Below are 25,414 nucleotides of genomic sequence, written 5' to 3' on the forward strand. Positions count from 1 at the left end.
GCTTGGCCCCGGCAACCGCCCCCGATTTCGGCCTGACCGTCTCCGAATGCCTGGAGATCGCGCCGCTTGACCAGGCAAAGGTCGTGTCCGGCCATGCAGGCTTAGGGCGGCGGCTGCGCTGGGTGCATGTCGTCGACCATGAGGATATCGAGGATTCGCTCACCGGCCAGGAACTGATCATGACGGCGGGCGTCGTGCTCGGCGGCAATGAACAATTGCAGCGCGATATCTTCGTGGTGATGGAAAAGCTGCAAATCGCGGGGCTGGTGATCGCGCTCGGCACCTATATGGACCGCGTGCCGGACGTGATGCTGGAGCGCAGCGAGGCGCTGGGCATTCCCATCATCGTGCTGCCTTGGGCGATCAACTTCCGCGACGTGACGCATAGCCTGCTGACCCATCTGGTGCAGTCGCAATATGTGGCGCTGGAAAGCGCGGAACGGCTGAACAGGGATCTGCTGCAAATCGTCATGCGCGGCGGCGGACTGCCCGCGCTTTGCGCGAGATTGGGCAGGCTGTTCGGGCGCAGCATCGGCATCGTCGATACCGGCGCCCAGCTTCTGGCCCGCCATCAGACAACGGAAGACGCGAGCGATGTCTTTCGCGGCACGGGTCTGACGACAGAGGCTGCGGCCGCATTGGCGGCATTGCGGCCGGTGGGCGGCACGACGCAGATATTGGCCACCTCCGGCCGGCGCCTGGGCTTCACCACGCCCATACCGACGCTGCCGCAATCCAGCGGCTGGCTGATTGTGGAAAGCGACCGCGAGACGGTCAGCCGCTTCGACAGTCTGGCGGCCGAGGCCGGTGCCATGGCGGCGGCCCTGCTGCTGTCCCAGGCGACCGGCGTGGCCAGACTGGCAGAGCGCAAGGCCGAGGATCGCGTCATCGATATTCTGCACGGCGCGGGTGTCACGACGGATGCGGCGGCTGAGCTTGGCCTGCGCCCTGGTCTTCCCTTTATTGCCTTCGCCGCCGATGTGGAGGGGGCGAATGGCGACAGCGCGCTGGGCCTGATCCGCACCTTCATCCGGCGGCAGAATCTGGGCGGCCAGGTGGCGCGGCGCGGCAGCATGGTGCTGGGTGTTTTACAACGCAACAAGCCCGGGATCACGCGGGAGGTTTTCACGGCCCTCGTCGATGTCCTGAAAGTCGCGAAACTCCATCTCCGCATTGCCGTGAGCCCGGTTCTGGACGAGGTGAGCGAGGTGCCGGCCGGCTATGCCCGTGCGCGCGAGGCCCTGCGCCTGGCGCGCTTTCTGCAACCGGCACGCCATGTCGTCTGGGCGGAAGAGATGACGGCGCTGACACGGTTTTTGCAGGCCAGCGACCAGAAGACCGCCGGTGACGGGCTTTTTCCGGCCATCCTCAAGCTTCAGCAAAACGACCGGCGGCAGAAAAGCGCTTTGGTGGAATCCCTCGCCTGCCTTGCCGATCATGACTGGAACGTCTCCGTCTCGGCCCGCCAGCTTGGCGTGCATCGCCATACCCTGCTCAATCGGCTGGAGCGGATGGAAGAAATTCTGGGCCTGGAGCTGGAGCCGATCCTGCGCCTGGAATTGCGGCTGCAACTTATCGCCTGGCATCTGGCCGGCAGCCCGACTGGCTGAGAGCGGCCGTCAGGCCAGGCGGTCATAGCCTTTGGCGCGATAGATGATGGCGGCGATGACCCAGCTGGCCGCGAAGACGCCGATGATAAGATAGCCGATGGTGCCGAAATTGCTGTTGAGCGATCCGATGCCATTCCAGAAGAAGCCTGTCAGGTTGAACTGATCCTGCACAAGCCCGAGGGCTTCGATGCCACCCACCAGCACTGCGACGATGACCGAAACCAGGGTGATGGTCATATTGTAGTAGAGCTTGCGGATGGGTTTCACGAAAGCCCAGCCATAGGCGCCCAGCATCAGAATGCCGTCCGTCGTATCGATGAGCGACATGCCTGCGGTGAACAGCGCCGGAAAGACCAGGATCGACCAGACCGAGAGGCCTTGGGACGCCTGGGCCGCCGATATGCCGAGCAGGCCGATTTCCGTTGCCGTATCAAAGCCGAGGCCGAACAGAAGCCCCAGCGGATACATATGCCAGCTGCGCCGGATGAGGCCGAACATGGGGCGGAACAGGCGGGACAGGAACCCGCGCCCCGCCAACAGCGCATTGAGATCGTCATCGACGTAAGGCGCACCGGCCTTGACGCGGCGGAAGGTGCGATAGACGCCCAGCAGAATGACGGTGTTCATGGCCGCGATGGCGAGCAGGAACAAAGCCGAGACCAGCGTGCCGATGACCCCGCCGATCGAATGCAATCCGTCGATGCGGCTTTTGAAAGCCGTCGCCGTCGCGGCAATGGCAATCGAGGCCAGAACAACGATGGTGGAATGGCCGAGCGAAAAGAAGAAGCCGATGGAAACCGGGCGTTTGCCCTCCTGCATCAGCTTGCGCGTCACATTGTCGATCGCGGCGATATGATCGGCGTCGACGGCGTGGCGCAGACCGAATGTATAGGCCAGCAAGGCCGTGCCCAGCAGCACCGGATGATGGCGGAAGGCGTCGAAAGCCCAGGCCCAGGCACCGAGATTGGCGCCAATCAGAATGGCATAGAGGCCGAGGACTTTCGGACCCAGTCTGCTGCCGCGATCACTGAAAATACGGGAGGCGACCTGACGCAATGCCCTCTCCCGGATGCCTGAACGCAATTCTATTCAGAAAGACAATAGGGCGTCCAGCGCCCCCCGGCGCGCAGACCTGAAGACGGCGGCAATTGGCACCGCGCCGTTCGGTGCTATGACGTTGCATGAGATGACCCGCGCCGCCACCCCGCCCGCTCGCTTCATGCAGCGCCTGTTGCTGACGGCGATGCTCGGGCTGGCTTTGGCGAGCCGGCTGGCGCTCGGGGCGACCGTGCCGACAGGCATGCCGGCCGATGCCTCCAGCGCTCTCGCGCATCTCCAGGCCGTCATGGTCATGTGCGATCCGGGTCAGACGCCCAAGGTACCCCCGCCATCGCCGGACCACGCAACGTCTTTCGATGATTTGATCGTTCTGGACGCGGGCGACAATGCTCTGGCCCTGCCGGGTGTCGCGGCATCGCTGCCGCCGGTCGCGACCCGGTGGATCGCCGCCGATCGGTCGCCCGCGACTGTCCTTGAGACGCCATTGCTTTACCGGGCCGCCCCTCAGCCGCGTGGGCCACCTGCTCTGCTCTGACAGAGCCTACCCCATTTCCATCCCGCTTATGCAGCGCGATCCGACGCCCATCCAGCGTCTCGCGCCAAGGACAAGACCCTCATGACCATTCGCATTGCGGCGGCAGCCTTTGCCGCGACCCTCGCCTTTTCCACCGGCGCTTTCGCCCATGCCTATCCGCAGACCGAATCCCCCGCGAAAGGCAGCACGATTGCCACCGCTCCGACCACGCTCTGGATCGAATTCGATGACGAGCTCGAACCCGCTTTCACCGGCATGACGGTAACGGATTCGATGGGCATGCGCATGGATAGCGGCAAGGCGACCGTCTCATCCACCGACGCGCATCATCTCAGCATCGGACTGAAACCGCTTGCTGCCGGGACATACACCGTGACCTGGCACGCGACCGACACGGATACCCACAAGACGCACGGCAGCTACACCTTCACCATCACTCAGTAAGCACAGCGGACGCCATCCCGTGGTCGTTCCCAGCTTCGACCTGACGGATAGCGGCGGCATCGGTCTTGTCTTCACCCGAGGCGTGACCGATGCCGTGCTGCTGGCTGTCTTCGGCACGCTCGTCTTCCGCACGCTGATCGCACCGGCGGGTTTCGCCGCTTTGGGACCGGCAGAGGCCCGCTTCTTCCGCCGGCAGTTGGCGGCGCAGGCCCGCTGCCTGGCTGGTCTGGCACTGCTGGCGCTCGCCGTCTGGCTGGTGCTGGTCTCGCAGTCCCTGGCAGAGGTGACGGCCTTCGGCCCCACGCTCAGCGCCGTCTGGACAGTCATCCGCGCCACCAGTTTCGGGCATATCCTGGTTGCCCAAAGCGTGACGCTGCTGGCTCTTCTGCTGACGCTGGCCGCAGCGAAGCCCTGGGATCGCGCGTCCCTCGCCTTCGGGGCGATCCTGATCGGCTTGCAGGCCTGTCACGGCCATGGCTTCGGCATGGGCAACCCACTGCTTCTCGCCTGTCTCATGCTGCATCTGCTGGCGGCCGGCGCCTGGCTGGGGTCGCTGCCGGCGCTGGCCATCAGCCTGCGCCATCAGCCGCCCGCTGTTGCCGCCAAGCTGGCGCGGCGCTTCTCCCCACTCGGCATCGTCTGCGTCTCGGTCCTGGCCCTGACCGCCCTCTATCAGGCCTGGGTGCTGATCGGCAGTTGGGGCTTTTTGACCGGCAGCGCCTATGGGTGGACGGCACTGCTAAAGCTTCTGCTCTTCGCGCTGCTGCTGACGCTCGCCGCATTCAACCGGTTTTTCGCCACACCGCGCCTGACCCGCGAAACGACGGGCCGGCCTGCCTTGTTCTATGCCGTCGCGCTCGAAATCGGGCTTGGCATCGCCATCCTTCTGGCGGCCGGGCTGCTGGCCAGCCTGCCGCCCGGGATGAAGATGTGATGGCGCATAAGGCAAAGCTGACGGCCGGTCTGGCGCTTGTCGCCATTCTGATTGTCGCGGTCGGGCTTCATGCCCTGATGGCGGCCCGCGAGCGGCAGACTGCCGCCGCGACGACCATCGGGGGCGCCTTCACGCTGGTCGATTCCACGAAGCATGTCGTGACCGACCGCGATTTTCGCGGCCGCTATATGCTGGTCTATTTCGGCTACACCTATTGCCCTGATATCTGCCCGACGACGCTGACCACCGTGACGCAGGCTCTCGCTGACCTTGGCAAGCGCGGCAGTGCCATTCAGCCGATCTTCATTACCGTCGATCCCAAACGGGACAAGCCAAACCAGATCGGCCGCTATACGGCCGCCTTTTCACCGCGCCTGATCGGACTGACGGGATCGCAAGCGCAGATCAGCGCCGCCGAAGCCGCCTATCATGTCATCGTCAAACCCGGCCCGATTTCAGCGGATGGTCTGCGCAGCATCGATCACAGCGCGGTGCTGTATCTGATGGGACCGGACGGCGCCTTCATCGCGCCACTGCCTGCGAACAGCACCGCCGCGACGCTGGCCGCCGATATCGCCCGCTATCTTACGGCTTGAGACGATAGCCCGTGCGGAACATCCATGACAGCACGGCCAGGCACAGCGCCATGAAGCCGAGGACGAAGATCAGGCTGACAGCAAGGCTGACATCGCCCACGCCGTAAAAGCTCCAGCGGAAACCGCTGACGAGATAGACCACCGGATTGAACAGGCTGACCGTCCGCCAGGGCTGGGGCAGCATGTCGATGGAATAAAAAGCCCCGCCGAGGAAGGTGAGCGGTGTCACAATCAAGGACGGCACGATAGCCAGTTGTTCAAAACTATTGGCCCAGATTCCGATCAGAAAGCCGAAAAGGCTGAAGGTCAGCGCCGTCAGCACCAGGAAGGCCAACATCCAGCCGGGATGCATGATCCGCACCGGCACGAAGAAGGTGGCGGTGACGAGGATGATCAGGCCGATCATGACTGCCTTGGTCGCCGCCGCGCCGACATAGGCCACCACCACTTCGATGCCGGAAATCGGCGCCGAGAGAACTTCAAAGATCGTGCGCGTGAATTTGGGGAAGTAGATACCGATCGAGGCGTTGGAAATGCCCTGCGTCAGCAGTGCCAGCATGATCAGCCCCGGCACGATGAAGGCGCCGTAATTGACACCGCCGACCTGATGCATGCGCGACCCGATGGCTGTGCCGAAGACGATGAAATATAGCACGGTCGTCAGCACAGGCGTGGCCACGCTTTGCAGCACAGTGCGCCGGGTGCGCGCCATTTCGGCGCGGTAGATCGCCCAGATACCGGGCAGGTTGATCGCGCTCATACGCCGTTCTCCACCAGGCCGACAAAAATGTCTTCGAGGCTGCTCCGCCCGGTCTCAAGATCCCTGTAGTCGATGCCGGCGGCGGCGAGTTCCCGCAGCAGATGGGGCATCCCGGTTTCCGGCGCATTGGCATCGAATTCGTAGACCAGGCGCTCGCCATCCGCTTCCAGCCGCAAAGGCCAGGCGGCCAGCGCGGGCGGAATTTCCGTCAGTTTCTGCTGCATCGTGATGCTCAACCGGCGCTTGCCCATCTTGCGCATCAGGGCAGCCGTTTCCTCGACCAGCACAAGGCGCCCACGGTCGATGACGCCGACACGGTCGGCCATTTCCTCCGCTTCCTCCAGATAATGCGTGGTCAGGATGACGGTGACACCCTTCTGGCGCAGCCGGCGCACGAGATCCCACATGTCGCGGCGCAGATTGACGTCAACGCCCGCCGTCGGCTCATCCAGGAACAGGATGTCGGGCTCATGGCTGAGCGCCTTGGCGATCATTACGCGGCGCTTCATGCCGCCGGACAATTCATTGACCCGCGCGCCGCGTTTTTCCCACAGCGACAGATCCCGCAGCAGTTGTTCGATATAGGCTGGTGCTGGGGTTTTACCGAAAAGGCCACGGCTGAATTGGACGGTGTTTTCGACCGTCGCGAAGATATCGAGCGAAATCTCCTGCGGCACCAGACCGATCATCCCGCGCGCCGCGCGGTAGCCCGTGACGATATCATGCCCGGCGACGGTAATGCGCCCGGAGGTGAGAGAGACCAGACCGCAGATGATGCTGATCAGCGTCGTTTTGCCGGCACCATTAGGGCCGAGCAGAGCGAAGATTTCGCCCTTTTCCACGGCAAGGTCGATGGCATGAAGGGCCGTATGGCCGGTTTTATAGGTTTTTGTCGCGGCAGAGATGGATAGGACGGGTGACATAGGCTCTCTTGCTTTGCTTATGGGCCAGCAGGCTGGCGGCGGGTTCCGCTGAGCCGCCGCCTGACATGGTGCGGCCGCTATGCGGATGGGCCTGCGCTTGCCGGGCCGCCCCAAACAGGCAGCGGCCGGTTTTCGTCGCCCTTAAACGGAACAATGATCCGATTGTCAAGTGACGCCTGGCGACCCGTCCGTCGCCAAGCGTCACTTTTGCTGAATTGTCTTGGTAGTGACGCACGGCGCCTTTCGGTGCCGCGCGGCCGATATCAATCCCAGGTCAGGCCACAAGGGTTGCCGCTGCCGGGAACAGCCGCTGCGCCCGCTCGGCCAACACAGCCCGCACCGCGCCCGGCACCTGACGTGAAGACTGCGCGCGCGGCAGAGCCATTTCCATAATCGGCGCGCGGCCGTGCAACGGCTCATGCTCCGCCCAATTGTCGAAAGCCATGCGGCTGACATTGTCCACGAAGGTCTCGGCCGCCGCGCCTTCGGCCAGGATCAGCGCATGTTCCGCCAATTCGACGTGAAAATAGGTGAAAGTTTCGGGAACCGCCGTCTCCCGCATGATCGAAATGCCATTCACCAGTGCCGCCGCATGAGCAAGGATACCGCCGACGAGCAGCGCATGATCGGGCGAGACCAGCAAATCGCGCACCGGCAGGCCATCGGCCAGCGCGCCCGCGCGAATGCGAATGGGGAGCACCCGCAGCGGATCGGCAAAACGGAGAGAGACCGTATTGCGCCCAATCCAGCGAATGGGCAGGCAACGGCCGTCGGCCGTCATGACCAGATCACCGGGCGCCAGACTTTCGACCGCGACATCGCCGGTCGGCGTGCGGATGCCCGTGCCGGGATAATAGCAGACGACGAGCGCCAGACTACCGTCCTGATCCTTGGTGAGTTCGTATCCGTTGCTCTGCGCACCGTCGATTGTCAGGTCATAGGTCGAGCCGCCGGCAGAGATGATGACCGTATCGCCGGAAACGGAATAGGTGTCGCTGGTGGCATAAGTCAGGAAATCGAGGTCGATGGTATCGCCGGACACGAAGCTGGAAATCGTCGTCGCGGGCAGAGCGGAACTATCCGCGATGTCCAGCGTGCCGCCTGTACCCGAGAAGGTGAGACCGTTCGTCGTGATGGCGCCGGCGCTGAGGATCAGCATGCCGCCGTCGATCACCGTCGCGCTGACCGTGCCGCCGCTGGAGACGGTCTCAAGGCCACCGGTTTCGACGGTCGTGTTGCTGGCAACGGAGGCAGAATAGACGATCTGCGTGCCGCCAGCCGCGACCGTCGTGTAGCGCTCTGCGCCGCCGGCGCTAAGGATTTCAGTGCCGCCATTGCTGACCGTGGCGCTGACGCCGACACCGCCGCCGATGATGTCGATGGTGCCGCCGCTGGAAACAGCCGTGTACCAGCCGCCGCCACCGCCGACCAATTGCAGCGCGCCGCCGTCATTGACGGCAGCGCTGAAGATATTGCCACCACCGGAGACGGTAACGACGCCACCGCCATTGATCACCGTGTCATAGGCATCGCCGCCTCCCGACATCAGGACCGTGCCACCACTCTCGACGGTGGTGCCATAGGCGATGCCGCTGGTGTTTGCGGCGGCGCCGCGCAGAATTTCCGTGCCGCCCGCGCCGACCGTCGTATCGGTGGTGGTGCCGCCCGACAGCAGCACCGTGCCACCGGAACTGACGACCGTATCCGTGGCACTGCCTGCGAAGAGAAGGAGAAGTTCACCGCCGCTGATGATCGTCGTATCCAGCGCCGTGCCCGCCGAATGCACGGCCTCGGTGCCCCCGCTGACCAGCGTATCGGATGTCACACCGCCCGACAGGACCAGCATCAGAGAGCCGGTGCTGGCCGTGGTATTGAGCGCCGCGCCGGTCGTCAGCACATATTCAATATCGCCCCGCCCCAGAACGGCGCCGGTCGTGCTGGTGAAGACCGCGACATCGACGCCGGCCTTTTCCAGCAGCACGCCTGTGGAGACGACGGAGCCACCGGATTCGATTGTCGCGGAAGTCGAGACGCCGCCTGGCAGAACGACGAGAAAACCGCCGCTTTCGACCGTCGTGCCGCTGGCATAGCCACCGGAATAGACGAATTCGATACCGCCGCTGCCAATATCGTTGTCACTGGCAACACCACCCGAGGAAATCTCAAGCCGGCCGCCATCGTTGACGGTGGTGCTGCTGGCCACACCACCCTGGATGATTTCGGTGCCGCCGCTGTCGATGGTGGTGGACCGCGCGCCGCCGCCGGTGCTGACGACCTCGGTGCCGCCGCTGGAGATTGTCAGATCGACGGCATTGCCGCTTTGCGACACCACCTGATAGCCGCCCAGCAGCACGCCGTCATAGTCGAATCCGCCGACGCCGACCGTCTCCGTCCCGCCGCTTTCGATGATGGCGCTGGTGACCGATCCGCTGGAAACGAATTCGGACCCGCCGCTTTCGACCGTCACGTCATAGGACTGGCCACCGGAGGAGACCGTCTCCGTACCGCCGCTGCTGACCGTGGTGCCGACCGTGGTGCCGCCGGACAGGACGACGATGGGACTATCGGCGGTCGCGACGCCATTGCTGAGCGTGGAGCCGGAAGAGACGGTCTGCGTCGTCATGACAATACCTCGAGCCAGAAGTCCGATGAAATAAATACCGAAGGCATCTTCATGCCTCGGCTCGATCGCTTGAATCTTTCAGGCAGCCCTATCCTTCAGGCTAGTTCAGAAGAGGAGCCGTCATCAGAATTGCGGCCAAGTAACAAGATGCAAAGAAACGGTTCTGTTTACCTGTGCCATGGGATAACGCAACGGCCTTTTTTGGGTGGATACGTGGCGCATTGCCGGTGAATTGGTTTTTAGGGCACCGAGGATTAGGATTCGCGAAGACCCCGGTTTCACCTTGTCAACAAGGGTAAAGACGATGACCGATTCGACCTTCCACCGGCTGCACGACGAGGAGCGGCTTCTTCTGACACGCCTGCGGCATCTGCGCCGCCAGCCGCCGAGCGACCCTGCCGAGGCCTATACGGTGGGCGAACGTGTCGCCGACAAGGTGGCGGCGGCAATGGGGTCATGGAAATTCATCATCATCCAAAGCATCACCCTGGCGATCTGGATCGTGCTGAATATCACTGCCTGGATGCAGCATTGGGACCCTTATCCCTTCATCCTGCTGAACCTGGCTTTGTCTTTCCAGGCCGCCTATGCAGCCCCCTTCATCATGATGAGCCAGAACCGTCAGGCTTCCATCGACCGCCGCGACGCCAAAACCGATTATGACGTCAATATCAAAGCCGAGCTGGAGATAGAATTGCTGCACGAAAAGATCGACAAGATGCGCGAGGATCAGATTTCGCGCCTATTGACCGTGGTGGAAGACCTGTCAAGCAAGCTCGCGGAAATCGCTACCACTAAAACCTGACGGTGCAGCCGTCACTCTTTGCAAACAGCAACATCTTAGCTGCCTTTCAGATGCGCCAGGACGAAGCTGCGCATGTCTTCCATCGCGCGCTTATGGCTGAAGCGTGGAAACAGGACGGAGCGGAACAGGCAGCCATCCAGAAAGGTTGAGATGAAGATCGACATCCGCTCGGGGTCAACCGCGCGAAACCGCTTCTGCTCGATGCCCATTTCAATCGCGCGGCGCAGGACGACCGCTTCCTTCTCGTAAAAACTGCGCACGGCGCGGTCTATGCGCGGCGTGCGGTTGCGCGTGCTGGCATAGTCAAGGCTGACTTTGCCAAGCTTCTGCATCAGCGTAAAATGCAGGACATGCGTTTCGATCCAGGAGGCAATGATTTCTTCCGGCGATTGCACATCGGACGTGACGTCATCGAATTTCCGGAACGCCGTTTCGACCGTGTTCTCGACGACTTTGAGGAACAGGTCTTCCTTGCTGCCGAAATAGTAATAGATCAGCGCGGAATTGATGCCCGTCGCCGCCGCGATATCCTTGATGGTGACGGTGGAGTAATTCTGCTCGGCAAAAAGATCGAGCGCCGCGCTCTGCAAAGCCTCGGCGACGTCGGACTGCGCGCGAGGCTTGCGGCCGCGCGCAGGCTTCTCGGCCGTATCGCTTGCCTTGACCGCTTTCTTTCTGCTCGCTGCCGGCGCCGCCATCGACACACCCTCCCCTGGCTCTCGCAACCGGAGAGGCTGCCCATCCTTAACCGATTGATTGAAACATTGCGAACCTAGAGTCCGGCCTTCGCCCTGCCGCCCCCTGTCACAGCCTCCCTTCCGCTTGCCAGTTGACGGCGATTTCCGCGACGCTCGCCGTATTGGGCAGATCGAGCGCGAACTGGACTGTCTGCGCGATATCCGCCGGCTGCGTCATGATGGATGGGTCAACCGTATCGCTCGCCGCCGATTTGCCCATGTCGGTTGCGACATAGCCGGGACAGATGGCGGTCGCGCGAATGCCCTGGTCCCAGCCGGCATGGCGCAGGCCATGCGCCAGCGCCGTCACCGCATGTTTCGTCATCGCATAGGCGCCGGAATCGGCACTGGCAACGCGAATGCCGGACAGGGAGGAGATGATGACGACACGCCCCTGACCGGTCTTGGCCAGATGCGGCCAGGCGGCGCGGGCCAAGCGCTGCGGCGCGCGCAGATTGACCGCCAGCATCTCCTCCATTTCGGCATCCCTCACCTCGACCACCGATTTGCCGACCAGCACGCCGGCATTGCAGATAATGGCGTCAATCCGGCCAAAACGCGCGACGGTGGCATCCACCCAGGCCGCCTCAGCGTCCTCCGCTGCCGTATCATAGGCATGAACTAGCGCATCGCCGGCGTCGACCGGCTTGCGCATGCCCAGCGACAGCTGCCAGCCCGAAGCGGCCAGGCGGTCACGGATGGCGGCGCCGATGCCGCGACTGGCGCCGGATATCATGGCGACGCGGGGAGTGGATGCGGGCATGGTCATGGCACTTTCAACGGAGGCGGATAGAGACTGATCGTCAAGACGAAAGGCTTTGTAGTGGCTGACTTTGATGCTGCGCAAATTCGACCGCGGCGCGACCCGCCGCCCCGTCTTTCGGTGCAAAGCCCCATCCCCTATAGAGGCTGCCAAGGAGAGACCATGCTACTGGACGTGCGGAACCTAGGCGGCAAGCTTGGCCGTCCCGTCTCGATGACGCTCGCCGCTGGCGAATGCCTCGTGATATCCGGCCCATCCGGCATCGGCAAAAGCCTGCTGCTGCGCATGATCGCCGACCTGGACGAAAACACGGGCGATGCCCGGCTGAATGGCAGATCCCGCATGGCGATGCCTGGACCGCACTGGCGCCGACAGGTCATGTATCTGGCGGCCGAATCCGGATGGTGGGCCGAGACCGTCTCCGCCCATATGCAGCCATTGCCGGATGCCGCCGCTTTTCTGCCTCGCCTTGGCCTGCGCGCCGATGTGATGGACGCCCCGGTCAGCCAGCTCTCCACCGGCGAACGCCAGCGCTTGGCCTTCATCCGCGCGGCCATTCGCAAACCCGCCGTCATGCTGCTGGATGAGCCGACATCGGCACTGGACCCGGCCAGCACCGGGCTGCTGGAGGACGAGTTCAGCAGACTGCGCCAGACCGGCACCGGCCTTATCGTCGTCACGCATAACGCGGACCAGGCCGAGCGCATCGCGACCCGCCGCCTGTTCATGACGCGTGATGGATTGTCCGAGGCCCGATAATGCACCCTATCGCGCTGTCCCCGACCGATCTGGCCGTCGGTTCCTCTTTGATTTTCCTCTGCGCCCTGCTGTCGCTGCTTCTGTCGCTCGGCATCCATCGCACCCTGCTCTGGGCGGCGGCGCGCATGGTGGTGCAATTGCTGCTGATCGGCTTCGTGTTGCGCTTCGTCTTCAGCGTGGGTTCCCCCTGGCTGACGGCGCTGGTGGCGCTGGTCATGGCGGGGGCGACAACCTATGAGGTCGGCGCCCGGCAGGACCGGCGACTGACGGCTGGATGGCATTACGGTGTCGGCGGCGGTGCGACGGTCATCTCCACCCTCATCATCGTGGTACTCGCTTTGACGACAGCGCTGCGGCCGCACCCTTGGTACGATGCGCGTCACGCGCTGCCGCTGACGGGCATTATTCTGGGCGGGGTGATGAATTCCGTCAGCCTGTCGCTGAACAGCCTGTTCAACGGCGCGGTGCGGGAGCGCGCCGCGATCGAAGCGCGGCTGGCACTGGGCGACAGCCGCTATGCGGCGCTGCGCGATCTAGCGGCGCAATCCATCCGCACGGCGCTGATCCCGACCATCAATCAGATGATGGCGGCGGGGCTGATAACGCTGCCCGGCATCATGACCGGCCAGCTGCTGGCCGGCATGGACCCGGTGAGTTCAGCGAAATACCAGATCCTGCTGATGTTCCTGCTGGTCGGCGGCAATTGCTGCGGCGCCTTCGCCGCTGTCTTTCTTGTCCTGCAACGGCTGACGGACAAGCGTGACAGGTTGCGGCTGGATCGGCTGCATAGCGCGCGCGCCTGACCGATCCCGCCGCGCCTGCGCTCAGGTGGTCGCGAAAAGCTTCTCCATATCGGCAAAAGCCTTGAATTCCAGCGCATTGCCGGCGGGATCCAGGAAGAACATGGTCGCCTGCTCGCCCGGCTGGCCCGGAAAACGGATATAGGGCTCGATGACGAATTTGGTGCCGGCAGCCTTCAGCCGGCCGGCCAGGGCTTCCCATTGCGGCATGGTGAGCACGACGCCGAAATGCGGCACCGGCACATCATGCCCGTCGACCGGATTATGGTGGGCAATCGCGTCACCCGCGATGTCGCGCGGCTTGTGATGCGCCACGATCTGATGGCCGAAGAGGTTGAAGTCGATCCAGGTGTCGGAACTGCGGCCTTCCGGGCAGCCCAGCACAGTACCGTAGAAAATGCGCGCCGCCGCCAGATCGTCCACCGGAAAGGCGAGGTGAAAGGGCGTGACGCCGACTGCCGGATCAGGCACGGCCGAAAAACTGTCCATCTGTTTTTTCTTTCAATGAATAAGGCGAATCTGGGAGGGAAAGGGTTTAGCCGAGCTTGAGATGGCCGAGCACGAAATCCCGCATATCGTCCATCGCACGGCGATGGTTGAAGCGTGGAAACATGACGGAGCGGAACAGGCAACCGTCGAGGAAGGTGGAGATGAAGACGGACATGCTGTCCGGGTCCACGGGGCGGAACAGCCCCTGCTCGATTCCGTCCTTAATGGCCTTTCCGAGCACGAGCGATTCCTTGTCATAGAAGCTGCGGATGGCACGGTCGACCTTCGGCGTGCGGCTGCGCGTGCTGGCGTAATCCAGGCTGATCTTGGCGAGCTTGCGGAGCAGCAGAAACTGGATGACGTGAATTTCGATCCAGGAGACGATGATCGCCTCCGGCGACTGCACGCCCGCGCTGACATCGTCGAATTTGCGGAAGGCGACTTCGACCGTATTTTCGACGGCCTTGAGGAACAGATCCTCCTTACTGCCGAAATAGTAATAGATCAGCGCGGAATTGATGCCCGTCGCCGCCGCAATGTCCTTGATGGTGACGGTGGAATAATTCTGCTGCGCAAACAGATCAAGCGCCGCACGCTGTAGCGCATCCGCGACATCCAACGAGCGCGCCTGGGCTTTGCGCGGACGCGTGGCGCGCGGCTTGACCGCCGGTTTGGCGGTTCGCGTTTCAGGCACGGTGACCAAAGCCTGCCCTCGTCCTTTCTGCGTCGCCACGCCCAGCCTCGTCATCGTCTCAACGCATCCCAATTCCGGCCGGCATAGATTAAAATTTAACTAACCGATTAATCAAGGTTGGAACAGGTTTTGCATTAACGCAAGACTTATGATCGATCGCGCGCCGCTTTCAGATATGACCTGCGACATCCTGGTGGCCGGCACGGGCTCCGCCGGGCTGACGGCGGCGCTGGCCGCCTCGGCACAGGGGGCGCGCGTCATCATCGCGGAAAAGGCCGGCGTCATCGGCGGCACCACCGCATTGTCGGGCGCTGCCATCTGGGTGCCGGCGAACCACGTCGCGGAGGCAGCCGGCCTTGCCGATAGTCCGGCCGAGGCCTTGGCCTATCTGCGCGCCGCCGCCCCTGACGGCTGGGCCGAAACCGAGGACGCGCTATGGGCGCGCATGGCGCAGAGCGCAGGCGCCATGCTGCGCTTCGTGGAAGCCCATACGCCGCTTACCTTCCAGCTCACGAATCAGGCCGATCCGCTGGCCGCCCTGCCCGGCGCCAAGCCACGCGGCCGCATGGTCTCTCCACTGCCGCTGCCACGCCGGCTGGCGCGCCCTTTCACGGCGCAACTGCGGCCGCCTCTCTTTCCCCATACCTATAGTTTTCAGGAGGCCATGGCGGTCGACCTCTATCATCACCCCGTCAAAGCCGCCTTCCGCCATGCCTGGCCGTTGCTTTACCGCCTGGCGACAGGCCGGCGCGGCAAGGGCACGGCGCTGGTGACGGGACTGCTGCGCGGCTGCCTGGACCAGGGCTGCACATTGCTGCTGAACGCGCCACTGGACAGCCTGACGATGGCGCAAGGCCGCGTGACCGGGGCCATGCTGATCCATAACGGCCAGCCGCTGCGCATTGTCGCGACAAAAGGCGTTATCCTCGCCAGCGGTGGCTTCGAATGGGATGTGGCACGGCGCGACCGGCATTTCCCCGGCCCGACTGCCCTCCCGGCCAGTCCAAGAAGCAATACCGGCGACGCGCATCGCATGGCCGAGGCCGCCGGCGCGACCTTGGCCCATATGGATCAGGCCAATTTCGCGCCCGCCGTGCCGACGCGCTACGAGGATCAGGCGCACGGACTTTCCATCTATTTCCATCAGGAGCCGAACGCCATTCTGGTCGACGGCAGCGGCCAGCGCTTCGTCGATGAGCAATGCTTCAATCTCGGCGAGCAACTGGACCGACGCGCCCCTGCGACTGGTGCGCTGGTGCATGACCCTGTCTGGCTGATTTCCGACGCCGTGTTGTGGAAACGCGCGCCGGTGCTGCGCTTTTACGCCCGGCGTTATGGGAAGAACTGGCTGAAGCAGGCGCCGACGCTGCCTGCCTTGGCGCGGATCATCGGCCTGCCGGAAGCGCCCCTAGAAGCGACGGTCACGCGCTATAATGGCTTCGCGGCCTCCGGTCGGGATGCCGATTTTGGCCGGGCCGCGACGGGGCCGGTGGGCATGGCGCCGATTTCGCGCGGTCCTTTCGTGGCGCTGCCCTTCACCCGCGCCTTCATGTCCACCAAAGGCGGGCCGCGCACGGATGCCACGGGCCGCGTGCTGCGGCCGGATGGCAGCTCCATCCCCGGCCTGTTCTGCGCGGGCGTGGCCATGGCCAACCCCATCGGCACCCGCGCCGTAGGTGCCGGCACCACCATCGGCCCCAATATGCTCTGGGGCTATGTCTGCGGCCTCACCGCCACGGACCATGACTGGTCAAGCGACGAGGCCGCGCCATGCTAGCCGCTGATGTACCAGGTGGTGACGCTGCCGCCGTCCAGGATCAGCATCTGGCCAGTGACGTAATCGGCATCGGCGGCAAGATACAGAACCGCGCGGGCGACCTCGCGCGGTTCCCCCGCCCGCTTGAGCGGAATTTTCTGCACCTCGGCGGCGAGTGCTGGCTCCCGCGCTTCCCAGCCGGTGCCACCTTCCCGAATCGGACCGGGGCTGACGCCATTGACGCGAATGCCATGCGGCGCCCATTCCACCGCCATCTGCTGCGTCAGACTGACCACCGCCGCTTTGGACGGGCCATAGCCACCCGCCCCCGGATAGCAGCGATGGGCGGACGCGCCGGCGATATTGATGATGGCGCAGCCTTTGCCCCCATTATGTTGATTTTGGGTGATCATCTGCCGCGCCGCCGCGCGGCCGACCAGAAAGGCGCCGCGCGCATTGATGGCGAAGACGCGGTCCCAATCCTCGGCCGCCAGATCGAGCAGCCTGGCGCGCGCACTGGCGCCGGCATTATTCACGACCACATCCAGACCGCCGAGTTCCGCCGCGACGGATGCGACCGCAGCGGTGATCGAATCGTCATCGGCGATATCAGCCACCAATGCCATTGCGCGCACGCCCAAGGCACGGGCCTCCGCCGCCACCGTTTCAGCCTGGGCCAGATCGCGCGCCGCCAGCACCGCGACATCCGAGCCGGCACGCGCCAGTTCCAGCGTGATGGCGCGGCCGATGCCCTTGCCGCCGCCGGTTATCAGGGCGACACGCCCGGCCATGATCTGATCATTCGCCACAACCTTATCCTCTCATCATCTGAACGGCGCCACAGGGCGCCGGTCGCGTAAGCCTAAGCAGGAAGGAGACCAACCGATGTCCAATCCTCTCGTCGAGGCACGGCAAGTCATCAAGCGATATGGCAATGTGGAGGTTCTGCGCGGCGTCGACTTCACCGTGCAGCAAGGCGAAGTCGCCTGTCTGATCGGCCCCTCCGGCTCCGGAAAATCGACTTTCCTGCGCTGTATCAATCATTTGGAGAAGATCGACGGCGGCACGCTGACGGTGGGCGGCGATTTCATCGGCTACCGCCAGCAGGGCAACAAGCTGCATGAGCTGCGCGAGAATGAGATTGCCGCCAAGCGCGAAAAGATCGGCATGGTGTTTCAGCGCTTCAATCTGTTTGCGCATAAGACGGCGTTGGAGAATGTCATCGAAGCGCCGATCGTGGTGAAGGGCGAGAAGCGGCAGGAGGCGATGGAACACGCGCGCAGCCTGCTGGCCCGCGTCGGCCTGTCGCATCGGGTGGATGCCTATCCGGCCGAACTTTCCGGCGGCCAGCAGCAGCGCGTGGCCATTGCCCGCGCGCTGGCCATGCGGCCGGAACTGATGCTGTTCGATGAGCCGACCAGCGCGCTGGACCCCGAACTGGTCGGCGAAGTGCTTGATGTCATGAGGGATCTTGCCCGCGACGGCATGACCATGATCGTGGTGACGCACGAGATGGGCTTTGCCCGCGAAGTGGGCAAGACCATCGCCTTCATGGATGAAGGCGTGGTGGTGGAACACGGCACGCCGGAACGGCTGTTCACGGCACCGCGCCACCCGCGCACCAGAGCATTTCTGTCGAAGGTGCTGAAGGCGTGATGATCACGAAAGGTGCATCTTCTGCCTGGCTGAACGAATCTTGGGCAGTGGGTGCGCAACGAATGAATTTTTTTAATTAATCGCTCACTTAAACTTTTGACCTTCGTGAACGTGAACCCTAACTTGCCAATCGAGCTAAGCGATCCCTTCCACAGACTGCGCATCAGAGAAGGCCTTCATCCCCGATGATATCGAAGTTTGCTCGTTTCATTCTTATGCCTGCGGCGCTCGCCGCCTCGGCGATCGTCGCTCAGCACGCCGCCTTCGCCCAGGACAGCAAGCTGAACGCCATGCTGCCGGACGACGTCCGCAAGGCCGGCGTGCTGACCATTGCGACCGACGCCCATTACCCGCCCTGCGAATCCTTCGCCGACGACAACAAGACCATGATCGGCTATGAGCCGGATATGTGGAACGCCATCGGCGCCAAGCTCGGCGTCAAGATCCACGCCGTCTCCACCGATTTCGACGGGCTGATCCCCGGCGTGCAGAGCGGCCGCTACCCGATGGCGATGGAATGCATCTCCGACAGCGCCGAGCGCGAGAAGCAGGTCACGTTCATCGACAATTCCTATGGCACCTCGGCCATCTACGCCCTGGCCAGCAATACGACCATCAGCGACGACACGGCGACGCTGTGCGGGTTGAAGACCGCGGCTCAGGCCGGCACCGATTTCAATGACGTGCTGACCGCCATCACCACGCGCTGCAAGAAGAGCGGCAAGCCGGGCCTGACCATCTACAATTATCCCTCCGCCGATGCCGTGCTGCTGGCGCTCTATTCCGGCCGCGTCGATTTCGTGATGAGCGATGCCGCCGCCGCTGCTGATATTCAGAAGCACGCGCCGAAGCCGATCAAGATCTACACCAATGACCTGATCCCGAAACTGTATACAGGCATGGTTGTGCGTCCGGATCAAAAGCAGCTGGCGGAAGCGACGCTGGCCGGCCTGAAAGCCATCCAGGCCGACGGCACCTATGACAAGATCATGGAGAAGTGGGACTTGAAGCTGCTGGAACTGCCGAACCCGATGATCAATCAGGCGACCGTGCAGCCGCTGCCGACGCCCGTTCCCTGATCCGCCAAGCCTGAGACGAAGCAAAGCATAGCCGCAACCGTGACCGATACAGACACCCCCTCGGCCGAGACCGCCACGCCCATCCGCCCTGTCCCCGCCCCGGCGCCGGACTTCGTGGTGGTGCCGGCACGGCATCCCGGCCGTTGGGTTGTCATCGCGGTGATTGCCGTGATCGCGGCTGTGGTTCTGCGCTCCGTCATCATCAATCCCAACTTTCAATGGACTGTCGTCGGCCACTATATCTTCGCCGACATCATTCTGATGGGCCTGCTGACGACACTATGGCTGACCGCCATCGCCATGCTGCTGGGCGTCGTTCTCGGCGTTATCGTCGCCGTGATGCGCATTTCCGACAATCCCATCATCAGTTCCGCCGCCCAGTTTTTCCTGTGGTTCTTTCGCGGCACGCCAGTGCTGGTGCAGCTGATCTTCTGGTACAATCTGGCCGCGCTTTACCCGAATTATGCGATCGGCATTCCTTTCCTGGCGCCGCATCTTCTGCATGGATCGGTCAACGATCTCATCACGCCCTATACCGCCGCCATTCTCGGCCTCGGCCTCAACGAAGCCGCCTATATGGCCGAGATCGTGCGCGCCGGCATCATGTCCGTCGACGGCGGGCAGGCCGAAGCCGCCCGTGCGCTGGGCATGAAGCGAATCACCGCCATGCGCCGCATCATCTTGCCGCAGGCCATGCGCTTCATCGTGCCGCCCACGGGCAACGAGACCATCGGCATGCTGAAGACGACGTCGATCGTCAGCGTCATCGCGCTGTCCGATCTGCTCTATTCCGCGCAGACCATCTATTCGCGCACCTTTCAAACCATCCCGCTGCTGCTTGTCGCCTGTATCTGGTACCTGGGCGTGACGAGCTTGTTGAGCACGGTGCAGAGCCGCATCGAGCACCGCTTCAGCCGCGGCCATATCCGCCGGAGCCGTTAGACCATGAAGTTCGGCCTCTTCAACCTGATGTCGATCCGCGACAATCCGAACGGTGTCGCTGGCGTCATCGACGATACGCGCATCATGATCCGCTTGGCCGAAGAGATCGGCTTCGACGTCGCCTGGTTCGCGGAACATCATTTTACGAATTATTCGGTGAGCCCATCCCCCTTGATGATGGCGGCGCATTTCGCGGCCCTGACCCATCGCATCAAGGTCGGCGCCGCCGTCGTCGTGCTGCCGCTGTACCATCCCATGCGCGTCGCCCAGGAAATCGCCATGGTCGACCAGCTCAGCGGCGGCCGTCTGGTGCTAGGTGTCGGCAGCGGCTACCAGGCCTATGAATTCGACCGGCTCGGCGCCGATGTCGCGCGCAAGACCGATATCTTCCTGGAATACTGGGATATCGTGGAACAGGCGCTGACCACTGGGCGCGCGGAATTTCAGGGCGAATTCATCACTATCCCGCCTTCGGTTTTTGCGCTGCGCCCGCAGCAGACGCCACTGCCGCCGCTGTATCTTACCAGTCTCGACCCACGCGTGCTGGCGAAGCTGGTGCCGCTCGGCGCCGTTCCCTTCGTCACCGCCGGCTGGCGCGGCTCCCCGGCGCTACCCGCCATGCACGCCCATGCGCAGGCCAATTGGGCGAAAGCAGGCTTCGGCGACCGGCCAATGCCCTTCGGCGTGCAGCAATATATCCATGTCACCGACAGCGCATCGGAAGCGCTGGAAGCCGCCGAGCGCGCGCGCTTCGTCGCTCGCATGGTCGCGGCCCTGCGTCACCCTAATCTGGACCTCGCCGGCGCGCATCTCGACGCGCCGCCGCTGGAAAACGAGCCTGGCCTCGACGTCTTCCGCGACAATCTCATCATCGGCGACGCCCCTTATGTGGCCGAGCGTCTGATCGCGGAAATCCGCGCCCTGAACCCCGTTCACTACAATTGCTTCTTCCAGTTCGGCGATATGCCCATCCAGCGCGCCGCGCGCTCGCTGGAGCGTTTCGGCGCCGAGGTCATCCCGCTCGTGGAAGCAGCGCTCGGCCCCCTGGACCAACTGGCAGCGAAATCGCTCGCGCCAGCTTTTTCCTAAGAACCGTATTCGGAGACGATCATCATGGCGCTCGACATGCGGGGCTTCAAAGCCCCTGAACCGGATCTTGAAACCGTCCTTAAAGGCGTGCTCGCCGGCTCGCACCAGAAACTGGAAGATTCCGAGACCCTGCCGCGCGAAGCCTATACCAGCCAGGCGTTCTTCGACTACGAGGTCGAAAAGATCTTCAAGAAGGATTGGCTCTGCGTCGGCCATGTCTCGCAGATTCCCAATGTCGGCGACTATTTCTCGGTCGATATTCTGGGCGAATTGCTGGTCGTGGTCCGCGCGCAGGACCGCATTCGCGTTCTGTCGCGCATCTGCCTGCATCGCTGGGCGCCGATCGCCGAAGGCTCGGGCAATACGCGCGTCTTCTCCTGCCCCTTCCACAAATGGGGCTATGCGCTGGACGGCCAGTTGCTGGGCGCACCGCTGATGGATCAGGTCAACGGCTTCGACACCAAGAACTGCAAGCTGCCCGAAATTCGCAGCGAAATCGTCGACGGCGTCATCTACATCAATTTCGATGACAAGGCCTATTCGATCAAGGACAAGCTGTCCGACTTCTCCGCGCTGATGGCGAAATACGAGATGGATGATCTCGTCGTCGGCTGGCAGGTGGATTACGCCTGCGATTTCAACTGGAAGATCGCCGTCGAGACCTTCATGGAATGCTACCACCATATCGGTGCGCATCGTGACACGGTCGAGCCGATGCATCCTGGCCGCCTCACCTATGTCGATGACAGCCGCCCCGGCTGGACCATCGCCTGGGAGCCGCTGCGCCCGGACGCGAAGACCGAGGAAGCCTATGCTAACGGCCTGCCGCCCTTCCGCAACCTGACGGATGAAGAACTGCGCCTGGACAGCCTGGCGCTCGTCTATCCGATGACGCTGTATGGCATCACGCCGAACCGCATCAGCGTCACCGGCCTCATCCCGGTCGGGCCGCAGAAGACCCTGTGGCGCCGCAATGTGCTGGTGCCGCGCGCGACCAAGGAACTGCCGGAATTCGAGGAGATCGTGAAGAAGGCCCGCGCCATCGGTGACCGTATCGCCCAGGAAGACCTGGACGTGAACGACATGCAGCAGATCGGCGCGACCTCTCACCTCGCGCGCCCCGGCCGCCTCAGCCATCTGGAAAAGGTGGTTTGGCAGCTGGCCGATTTCGTGCGCGACCGCGTGCGGGACTGACAATCATGGACTATATCCGCCTCGGCCGTTCCGGCCTCAAGGTTTCACGCATCCAGCTTGGCTGCATGACCTATTCCGATCCGGCGCGTGGGTCTCACGCCTGGATTTTGAACGAAGAACAGTCCCAGCCTTTCTTCCGGCAGGCCATCGAGCTCGGCATCAATTTCTTCGATACGGCCAATGCCTATAACAATGGTGCCAGCGAGGAAGTTCTGGGTCGCGCGATCAAGCGCTATGCCAAGCGCGACGAGGTCGTGATCGGCACCAAGGTCTTCAACCGCATGCGCCCGGACGCGAACGGGCGCGGCACCTCGCGCAAGGCGATCATGGCCGAGATCGATGCCAGCCTGATGCGGCTGGGCATGGATTATGTCGATCTCTACCAGATCCATCGCCTGGACCCTGAGACGCCGATGGAAGAAACGCTGGAAGCCATGCATGACGTGGTGAAGGCAGGCAAGGCGCTGTATATCGGCGCCTCCTCCATGCTGGCCTGGCAATTCGCGAAATGCCTTTACACGGCAGAGAAGATCGGCTGGACCAAATTCATCTCCATGCAGAACCACATGAACCTCATGTATCGTGAGGAAGAGCGCGAGATGATGTCGCTCTGCGTGGAAGAAGGCATCGGCATGACGCCGTGGAGCCCGCTGGCGCGCGGCCGCGTGACGCGGCCCTGGGCGGCGCAGGCCGAGACAGGCCGAGGGGCGTCGGACAATTACAGTAAGATGCTCTATACCAAGACCGAGGAAGCCGACCGCCTGGTAGTGGACGCGGTGGAGGCGGTTGCCAAAGCGCGCGGCGTGCCGATGGCGCAGGTGGCGCTCGCCTGGCTGCTGCAAAAGCCTGCCGTGGCTTCTCCGGTTGTGGGCGCGACCAAGCCGGAACAGCTGGTCGATGCGGCAGCCGCCGTCTCGCTCACGCTGACGGCCGAGGAAGTGGCGCAGCTGGAAGCGCCCTACGTGCCGCATCCCATTCTTGGCATGTGACGCAGACGATGTTGTGGAGCGAGCGGACTTGGGCGGAGCTGCCCGGCGATCTGAAGGGCGTGAATGGCACAGCCATTCTGCCTATCGGCGCCGTGGAGCAGCACGGCCCCCATATGGGCTGCGGCATGGATTTCGTGCTTGCCGACAAGCTCTGCGCAGCGGTGGCGAAGTCGACGGGCGCGCCGATGCTGCCGACGCTGCCCTATGGCTGCTCGCTCGGCCATAGCAAGCGCTGGCCCGGCACCATCGCGCTCGATCCGCGCACGCTGATCGATGTCGTGCAGCAGACCGGGCAATGGGCCTATGCCAGCGGCGTGCGGCGCCTGTTCATCGTCAATTGCCATGTCACCAATGCCGCGCCCTTGCGTTGCGCTTTGGAACTGCTGCGCGCGGAATACGATGATCTGATGGTGGCGCTGATCAATTCCGCCTTGATGAGTGACCGCGTGCGGACCGCTCATTTCAAGGATGCCGAGGACTGGCATGCGAATGAGGCTGAGACAGCGCTCATGCTGCATGCCGCGCCAGAACTTGTTCGCCCTGATCTTCTGGCCGCAGCCGATGACGAAGATCGCACAGCGGGCCTTGTCTTTTCCCATCCCGTCAACCGCACCAGCGCCAATGGCGTGACAGGCCGCCCCAGCACGGCGACGGCGGCAGCGGGTGCCGAACTCTTCTCCTGGATGGTCGAAGATCTGGCCGCCATCGTGACACGCGGCATGACCGAGATGCCGCCGCTTGACCAACCCTACGCTACCCCGGCGGTCACAGTCTGACCGCCGCAATCCATAGACCCTATAAAGGTTTTCCTGCATGACCTCCTCTGAGACCATCGCGAAGATACAGGCCGATCTGGCCGAACGCGGCGTGAAATACTGCATCGGCGCCTATGTCGATATCCACGGCGTGCAGAAGGCCAAGGTCGTGCCGCTGAGCCATCTGGAACACATGGCCCATGGCTCTGAACGCTATACCGGCTATGCGCTGGATGGTCTCGGCCAAGCGCCGAACGACGATGAGCTGACATCCGTCCCCGACCTTAACCATATCATCCAGCTGCCCTGGGAACCCAAGATCGCCTGGATGCCGGCGGATAACGAGTTTCAAGGCAAGCCCTATCCGCTCAACACGCGCGTGGCGCTGAAGAACATGATCGCGCAGGCGAATGAGATGGGCTTCGGTTTCAATCTCGGCGTTGAATGCGAAATTTTCCTGCTGCGCCAGAATGAAGACGGCAGCCTGTCGGTGCCCCATGCGAACGACAAGCTGACAAAGCCGTGCTACGACGTGCAGGGTTTCGTGGATAACTTCTCCTGGCTCGACAAGATGGCGACCAGCATCAACGATCTCGGCTGGGATCTCTATTCCTTCGATCATGAAGACGCCAACGGCCAGTTCGAATTCGACTTCAACTACGCCGATGCGCTGACGACCTGCGACCGCCTCACCTTCTTCCGTTTCATGGCCAAGCACTATGCCAAGGAAGAAGGCCTGGTGGCGACGATGATGCCGAAGCCCTTCGCCGACAAGACCGGCAATGGCGCGCATTTCAACATGTCGCTGTTCGATCTCGTCAGCGGCGCCAATGTCTTCAAATGCGATCCGAAGGATGACCCGCGCGGCCTCGGCCTGACCGAGATCGGCTATCACTTCATTGCCGGCATTCTGAAGCATGGCCGCGCTCTGTGTGCCGCCTTCGCGCCGACGGTCAACAGCTATAAGCGCCTCGTTCGCCGTGGTGCCATGAGCTACTACTCCTGGGCACCGGTCTTCAATTCCTATGGATCGAACAACCGCACCAATTCCGTGCGCGTGCCGGCCGGTGGCGGGCGCTGCGAAAGCCGCAATGCCGATGGCGCGGTGAACCCCTATCTGGCGGCAGCCCTGGTTCTGGCCGCAGGTTTGGAAGGCGTGCGCGAAAAGCTGGACCCCGGCGCGCCGAACGAAGACAATCTCTATGCCATGAGCGAGGCCGAACGGAGCGAGCGTGGCATCGACTTCCTGCCGCAGACCTTGCAGGAAGCGGTCGCCGCCTTCGCGGAAGACCCCTTGGTGGAAAAGGCGCTGGGCCGCGAACTCCGCGATGAGTTCATCAAATACAAGACGGCGGAATGGGAAGAATACCACCTGACCGTCAGCGCCTGGGAAACCGAGCGCTACAGCTCGATGTTCTGATAC

General features: G+C 63.1%; 26 protein-coding genes. 17 read left to right on the forward strand and 9 right to left on the reverse strand.

Annotation, left to right across the window (positions count from 1 at the left end):
* The first annotated feature begins 2 nt into the window (after positions 1–2).
* Positions 3–1,610 (forward strand): PucR family transcriptional regulator, encoded by a 1,608-nt coding sequence (locus ASILVAE211_RS05390; RefSeq protein ID WP_227320277.1) that lies wholly within the window; start codon positions 3–5, stop codon positions 1,608–1,610.
* A 9-nt stretch (positions 1,611–1,619) separates the two neighbouring features.
* Here ASILVAE211_RS05390 and ASILVAE211_RS05395 read toward each other — a convergent pair whose 3' ends face one another.
* A complete protein-coding gene (locus ASILVAE211_RS05395) occupies positions 1,620–2,666 on the reverse strand; it encodes a HoxN/HupN/NixA family nickel/cobalt transporter (RefSeq protein WP_227320278.1) in 1,047 nt (348 codons plus the stop codon).
* A gap of 130 nt (positions 2,667–2,796) precedes the next feature.
* Between ASILVAE211_RS05395 and ASILVAE211_RS05400 the strand changes: the two genes are divergently transcribed.
* The 4 genes from ASILVAE211_RS05400 to ASILVAE211_RS05415 all read left to right on the forward strand — a co-directional run bounded on the left by ASILVAE211_RS05400 (position 2,797) and on the right by ASILVAE211_RS05415 (position 5,178).
* Complete coding sequence (locus ASILVAE211_RS05400) at positions 2,797–3,204, forward strand: hypothetical protein (RefSeq protein WP_227320279.1); 408 nt, start codon at positions 2,797–2,799, stop codon at positions 3,202–3,204.
* Between the two features lie 81 nt (positions 3,205–3,285).
* Positions 3,286–3,648 (forward strand): copper resistance CopC family protein, encoded by a 363-nt coding sequence (locus ASILVAE211_RS05405; protein ID WP_227320280.1) that lies wholly within the window; start codon positions 3,286–3,288, stop codon positions 3,646–3,648.
* 19 nt (positions 3,649–3,667) lie between these two features.
* Positions 3,668–4,582 (forward strand): CopD family protein, encoded by a 915-nt coding sequence (locus ASILVAE211_RS26290; protein ID WP_227320281.1) that lies wholly within the window; start codon positions 3,668–3,670, stop codon positions 4,580–4,582.
* Positions 4,582–5,178 (forward strand): SCO family protein, encoded by a 597-nt coding sequence (locus ASILVAE211_RS05415; RefSeq protein ID WP_227320282.1) that lies wholly within the window; start codon positions 4,582–4,584, stop codon positions 5,176–5,178. The genes ASILVAE211_RS26290 and ASILVAE211_RS05415 overlap by 1 nt, the downstream gene beginning before the upstream one ends.
* Here ASILVAE211_RS05415 and ASILVAE211_RS05420 read toward each other — a convergent pair.
* The 3 genes from ASILVAE211_RS05420 to ASILVAE211_RS05430 form a co-directional block, all read right to left on the reverse strand.
* Positions 5,168–5,938 carry an ABC transporter permease gene (locus ASILVAE211_RS05420; RefSeq protein WP_227320283.1) on the reverse strand — a complete coding sequence of 257 codons (771 nt, stop codon included), beginning with the start codon at positions 5,936–5,938 and terminating at the stop codon, positions 5,168–5,170. The two genes, ASILVAE211_RS05415 and ASILVAE211_RS05420, sit on opposite strands and share 11 nt — an antisense overlap.
* Complete coding sequence (locus tag ASILVAE211_RS05425) at positions 5,935–6,861, reverse strand: ABC transporter ATP-binding protein (protein ID WP_227320284.1); 927 nt, start codon at positions 6,859–6,861, stop codon at positions 5,935–5,937. The genes ASILVAE211_RS05420 and ASILVAE211_RS05425 overlap by 4 nt, the downstream gene beginning before the upstream one ends.
* Before the next feature lie 274 nt (positions 6,862–7,135).
* The gene (locus tag ASILVAE211_RS05430) at positions 7,136–9,484 is read right to left on the reverse strand and encodes a Hint domain-containing protein (protein WP_227320285.1); all 2,349 of its coding nucleotides are present in this window, start codon (positions 9,482–9,484) and stop codon (positions 7,136–7,138) included.
* A gap of 304 nt (positions 9,485–9,788) precedes the next feature.
* Between ASILVAE211_RS05430 and ASILVAE211_RS05435 the strand changes: the two genes are divergently transcribed.
* Positions 9,789–10,289: a DUF1003 domain-containing protein gene (locus ASILVAE211_RS05435; RefSeq protein WP_227320286.1), complete on the forward strand. Its 501-nt coding sequence runs from the start codon at positions 9,789–9,791 to the stop codon at positions 10,287–10,289.
* 35 nt (positions 10,290–10,324) lie between these two features.
* Here ASILVAE211_RS05435 and ASILVAE211_RS05440 read toward each other — a convergent pair whose 3' ends face one another.
* Together ASILVAE211_RS05440 and ASILVAE211_RS05445 are read right to left on the reverse strand one after the other, a co-directional pair.
* Positions 10,325–10,987, reverse strand: coding sequence for a TetR/AcrR family transcriptional regulator (locus ASILVAE211_RS05440; protein ID WP_227320287.1), 663 nt, complete (start codon positions 10,985–10,987; stop codon positions 10,325–10,327).
* Positions 10,988–11,093: 106 nt separating this feature from the next.
* Positions 11,094–11,795, reverse strand: coding sequence for an SDR family NAD(P)-dependent oxidoreductase (locus ASILVAE211_RS05445; RefSeq protein WP_227320288.1), 702 nt, complete (start codon positions 11,793–11,795; stop codon positions 11,094–11,096).
* A 156-nt stretch (positions 11,796–11,951) separates the two neighbouring features.
* Between ASILVAE211_RS05445 and ASILVAE211_RS05450 the strand changes: the two genes are divergently transcribed.
* Complete coding sequence (locus ASILVAE211_RS05450) at positions 11,952–12,548, forward strand: ABC transporter ATP-binding protein (protein ID WP_227320289.1); 597 nt, start codon at positions 11,952–11,954, stop codon at positions 12,546–12,548.
* On the forward strand, positions 12,548–13,351 hold the full coding sequence (locus tag ASILVAE211_RS05455) for an ABC transporter permease (RefSeq protein WP_227320290.1): 804 nt from the start codon (positions 12,548–12,550) through the stop codon (positions 13,349–13,351). The genes ASILVAE211_RS05450 and ASILVAE211_RS05455 overlap by 1 nt, the downstream gene beginning before the upstream one ends.
* Positions 13,352–13,372: 21 nt before the next feature.
* On the opposite strand, the gene ASILVAE211_RS05460 is transcribed toward ASILVAE211_RS05455, so the two are convergent.
* Complete coding sequence (locus tag ASILVAE211_RS05460; RefSeq protein ID WP_227320291.1) at positions 13,373–13,837, reverse strand: VOC family protein; 465 nt, start codon at positions 13,835–13,837, stop codon at positions 13,373–13,375.
* A 46-nt stretch (positions 13,838–13,883) separates the two neighbouring features.
* A complete protein-coding gene (locus ASILVAE211_RS05465) occupies positions 13,884–14,585 on the reverse strand; it encodes a TetR/AcrR family transcriptional regulator (RefSeq protein ID WP_227320292.1) in 702 nt (233 codons plus the stop codon).
* Positions 14,586–14,679: 94 nt separating this feature from the next.
* Here ASILVAE211_RS05465 and ASILVAE211_RS05470 point away from each other — a divergent pair, with 94 nt between their 5' ends.
* On the forward strand, positions 14,680–16,308 hold the full coding sequence (locus ASILVAE211_RS05470) for an FAD-dependent oxidoreductase (RefSeq protein ID WP_227320293.1): 1,629 nt from the start codon (positions 14,680–14,682) through the stop codon (positions 16,306–16,308).
* Here ASILVAE211_RS05470 and ASILVAE211_RS05475 read toward each other — a convergent pair.
* Positions 16,305–17,096, reverse strand: a complete 792-nt coding sequence (locus ASILVAE211_RS05475) for an SDR family NAD(P)-dependent oxidoreductase (RefSeq protein WP_227320294.1) — start codon at positions 17,094–17,096, stop codon at positions 16,305–16,307. The genes ASILVAE211_RS05470 and ASILVAE211_RS05475 overlap by 4 nt on opposite strands.
* Before the next feature lie 76 nt (positions 17,097–17,172).
* On the opposite strand from ASILVAE211_RS05475, the gene ASILVAE211_RS05480 reads away from it, so the two are divergent.
* The 8 genes from ASILVAE211_RS05480 (at position 17,173) to glnT (ending at position 25,411) form a co-directional block, all read left to right on the forward strand.
* Positions 17,173–17,943 carry an amino acid ABC transporter ATP-binding protein gene (locus tag ASILVAE211_RS05480; protein ID WP_227320295.1) on the forward strand — a complete coding sequence of 257 codons (771 nt, stop codon included), beginning with the start codon at positions 17,173–17,175 and terminating at the stop codon, positions 17,941–17,943.
* A 185-nt stretch (positions 17,944–18,128) separates the two neighbouring features.
* Positions 18,129–19,022: an ABC transporter substrate-binding protein gene (locus ASILVAE211_RS05485; RefSeq protein WP_227320296.1), complete on the forward strand. Its 894-nt coding sequence runs from the start codon at positions 18,129–18,131 to the stop codon at positions 19,020–19,022.
* A gap of 39 nt (positions 19,023–19,061) precedes the next feature.
* Positions 19,062–19,964, forward strand: coding sequence for an amino acid ABC transporter permease (locus ASILVAE211_RS05490; protein WP_227320297.1), 903 nt, complete (start codon positions 19,062–19,064; stop codon positions 19,962–19,964).
* Between the two features lie 3 nt (positions 19,965–19,967).
* Positions 19,968–21,053 (forward strand): LLM class flavin-dependent oxidoreductase, encoded by a 1,086-nt coding sequence (locus tag ASILVAE211_RS05495; RefSeq protein WP_227320298.1) that lies wholly within the window; start codon positions 19,968–19,970, stop codon positions 21,051–21,053.
* A 24-nt stretch (positions 21,054–21,077) separates the two neighbouring features.
* A complete protein-coding gene (locus tag ASILVAE211_RS05500; RefSeq protein WP_227320299.1) occupies positions 21,078–22,247 on the forward strand; it encodes an aromatic ring-hydroxylating oxygenase subunit alpha in 1,170 nt (389 codons plus the stop codon).
* Positions 22,248–22,252: 5 nt separating this feature from the next.
* Complete coding sequence (locus ASILVAE211_RS05505; protein WP_227320300.1) at positions 22,253–23,236, forward strand: aldo/keto reductase; 984 nt, start codon at positions 22,253–22,255, stop codon at positions 23,234–23,236.
* 8 nt (positions 23,237–23,244) lie between these two features.
* A complete protein-coding gene (locus ASILVAE211_RS05510) occupies positions 23,245–24,012 on the forward strand; it encodes a creatininase family protein (RefSeq protein ID WP_227320301.1) in 768 nt (255 codons plus the stop codon).
* Between the two features lie 37 nt (positions 24,013–24,049).
* The gene (glnT, locus tag ASILVAE211_RS05515; protein WP_227320302.1) at positions 24,050–25,411 is read left to right on the forward strand and encodes a type III glutamate--ammonia ligase; all 1,362 of its coding nucleotides are present in this window, start codon (positions 24,050–24,052) and stop codon (positions 25,409–25,411) included.
* Positions 25,412–25,414 lie beyond the last annotated feature (3 nt).

It is taken from the genome of Acidisoma silvae, from assembly GCF_020618775.1.
Taxonomy (GTDB): Bacteria; Pseudomonadota; Alphaproteobacteria; order Acetobacterales; family Acetobacteraceae; genus Acidisoma; species Acidisoma silvae.

Bases quoted from the DNA above. Each gene is read 5' to 3' on its own strand.
- ASILVAE211_RS05400 (WP_227320279.1), top strand. From the start codon at position 2,797: ATGACCCGCGCCGCCACCCCGCCCGCTCGCTTCATGCAGCGCCTGTTG.
- ASILVAE211_RS05405 (WP_227320280.1), top strand. From the start codon at position 3,286: ATGACCATTCGCATTGCGGCGGCAGCCTTTGCCGCGACCCTCGCCTTT.
- ASILVAE211_RS05415 (WP_227320282.1), top strand. From the start codon at position 4,582: ATGGCGCATAAGGCAAAGCTGACGGCCGGTCTGGCGCTTGTCGCCATT.
- ASILVAE211_RS05420 (WP_227320283.1), bottom strand. From the start codon at position 5,938: ATGAGCGCGATCAACCTGCCCGGTATCTGGGCGATCTACCGCGCCGAA.
- ASILVAE211_RS05425 (WP_227320284.1), bottom strand. From the start codon at position 6,861: ATGTCACCCGTCCTATCCATCTCTGCCGCGACAAAAACCTATAAAACC.
- ASILVAE211_RS05430 (WP_227320285.1), bottom strand. From the start codon at position 9,484: ATGACGACGCAGACCGTCTCTTCCGGCTCCACGCTCAGCAATGGCGTC.
- ASILVAE211_RS05435 (WP_227320286.1), top strand. From the start codon at position 9,789: ATGACCGATTCGACCTTCCACCGGCTGCACGACGAGGAGCGGCTTCTT.
- ASILVAE211_RS05440 (WP_227320287.1), bottom strand. From the start codon at position 10,987: ATGGCGGCGCCGGCAGCGAGCAGAAAGAAAGCGGTCAAGGCAAGCGAT.
- ASILVAE211_RS05445 (WP_227320288.1), bottom strand. From the start codon at position 11,795: ATGACCATGCCCGCATCCACTCCCCGCGTCGCCATGATATCCGGCGCC.
- ASILVAE211_RS05450 (WP_227320289.1), top strand. From the start codon at position 11,952: ATGCTACTGGACGTGCGGAACCTAGGCGGCAAGCTTGGCCGTCCCGTC.
- ASILVAE211_RS05455 (WP_227320290.1), top strand. From the start codon at position 12,548: ATGCACCCTATCGCGCTGTCCCCGACCGATCTGGCCGTCGGTTCCTCT.
- ASILVAE211_RS05460 (WP_227320291.1), bottom strand. From the start codon at position 13,837: ATGGACAGTTTTTCGGCCGTGCCTGATCCGGCAGTCGGCGTCACGCCC.
- ASILVAE211_RS05465 (WP_227320292.1), bottom strand. From the start codon at position 14,585: ATGACGAGGCTGGGCGTGGCGACGCAGAAAGGACGAGGGCAGGCTTTG.
- ASILVAE211_RS05470 (WP_227320293.1), top strand. From the start codon at position 14,680: ATGATCGATCGCGCGCCGCTTTCAGATATGACCTGCGACATCCTGGTG.
- ASILVAE211_RS05480 (WP_227320295.1), top strand. From the start codon at position 17,173: ATGTCCAATCCTCTCGTCGAGGCACGGCAAGTCATCAAGCGATATGGC.
- ASILVAE211_RS05485 (WP_227320296.1), top strand. From the start codon at position 18,129: ATGATATCGAAGTTTGCTCGTTTCATTCTTATGCCTGCGGCGCTCGCC.
- ASILVAE211_RS05495 (WP_227320298.1), top strand. From the start codon at position 19,968: ATGAAGTTCGGCCTCTTCAACCTGATGTCGATCCGCGACAATCCGAAC.
- ASILVAE211_RS05500 (WP_227320299.1), top strand. From the start codon at position 21,078: ATGGCGCTCGACATGCGGGGCTTCAAAGCCCCTGAACCGGATCTTGAA.
- ASILVAE211_RS05505 (WP_227320300.1), top strand. From the start codon at position 22,253: ATGGACTATATCCGCCTCGGCCGTTCCGGCCTCAAGGTTTCACGCATC.
- ASILVAE211_RS05510 (WP_227320301.1), top strand. From the start codon at position 23,245: ATGTTGTGGAGCGAGCGGACTTGGGCGGAGCTGCCCGGCGATCTGAAG.
- glnT (WP_227320302.1), top strand. From the start codon at position 24,050: ATGACCTCCTCTGAGACCATCGCGAAGATACAGGCCGATCTGGCCGAA.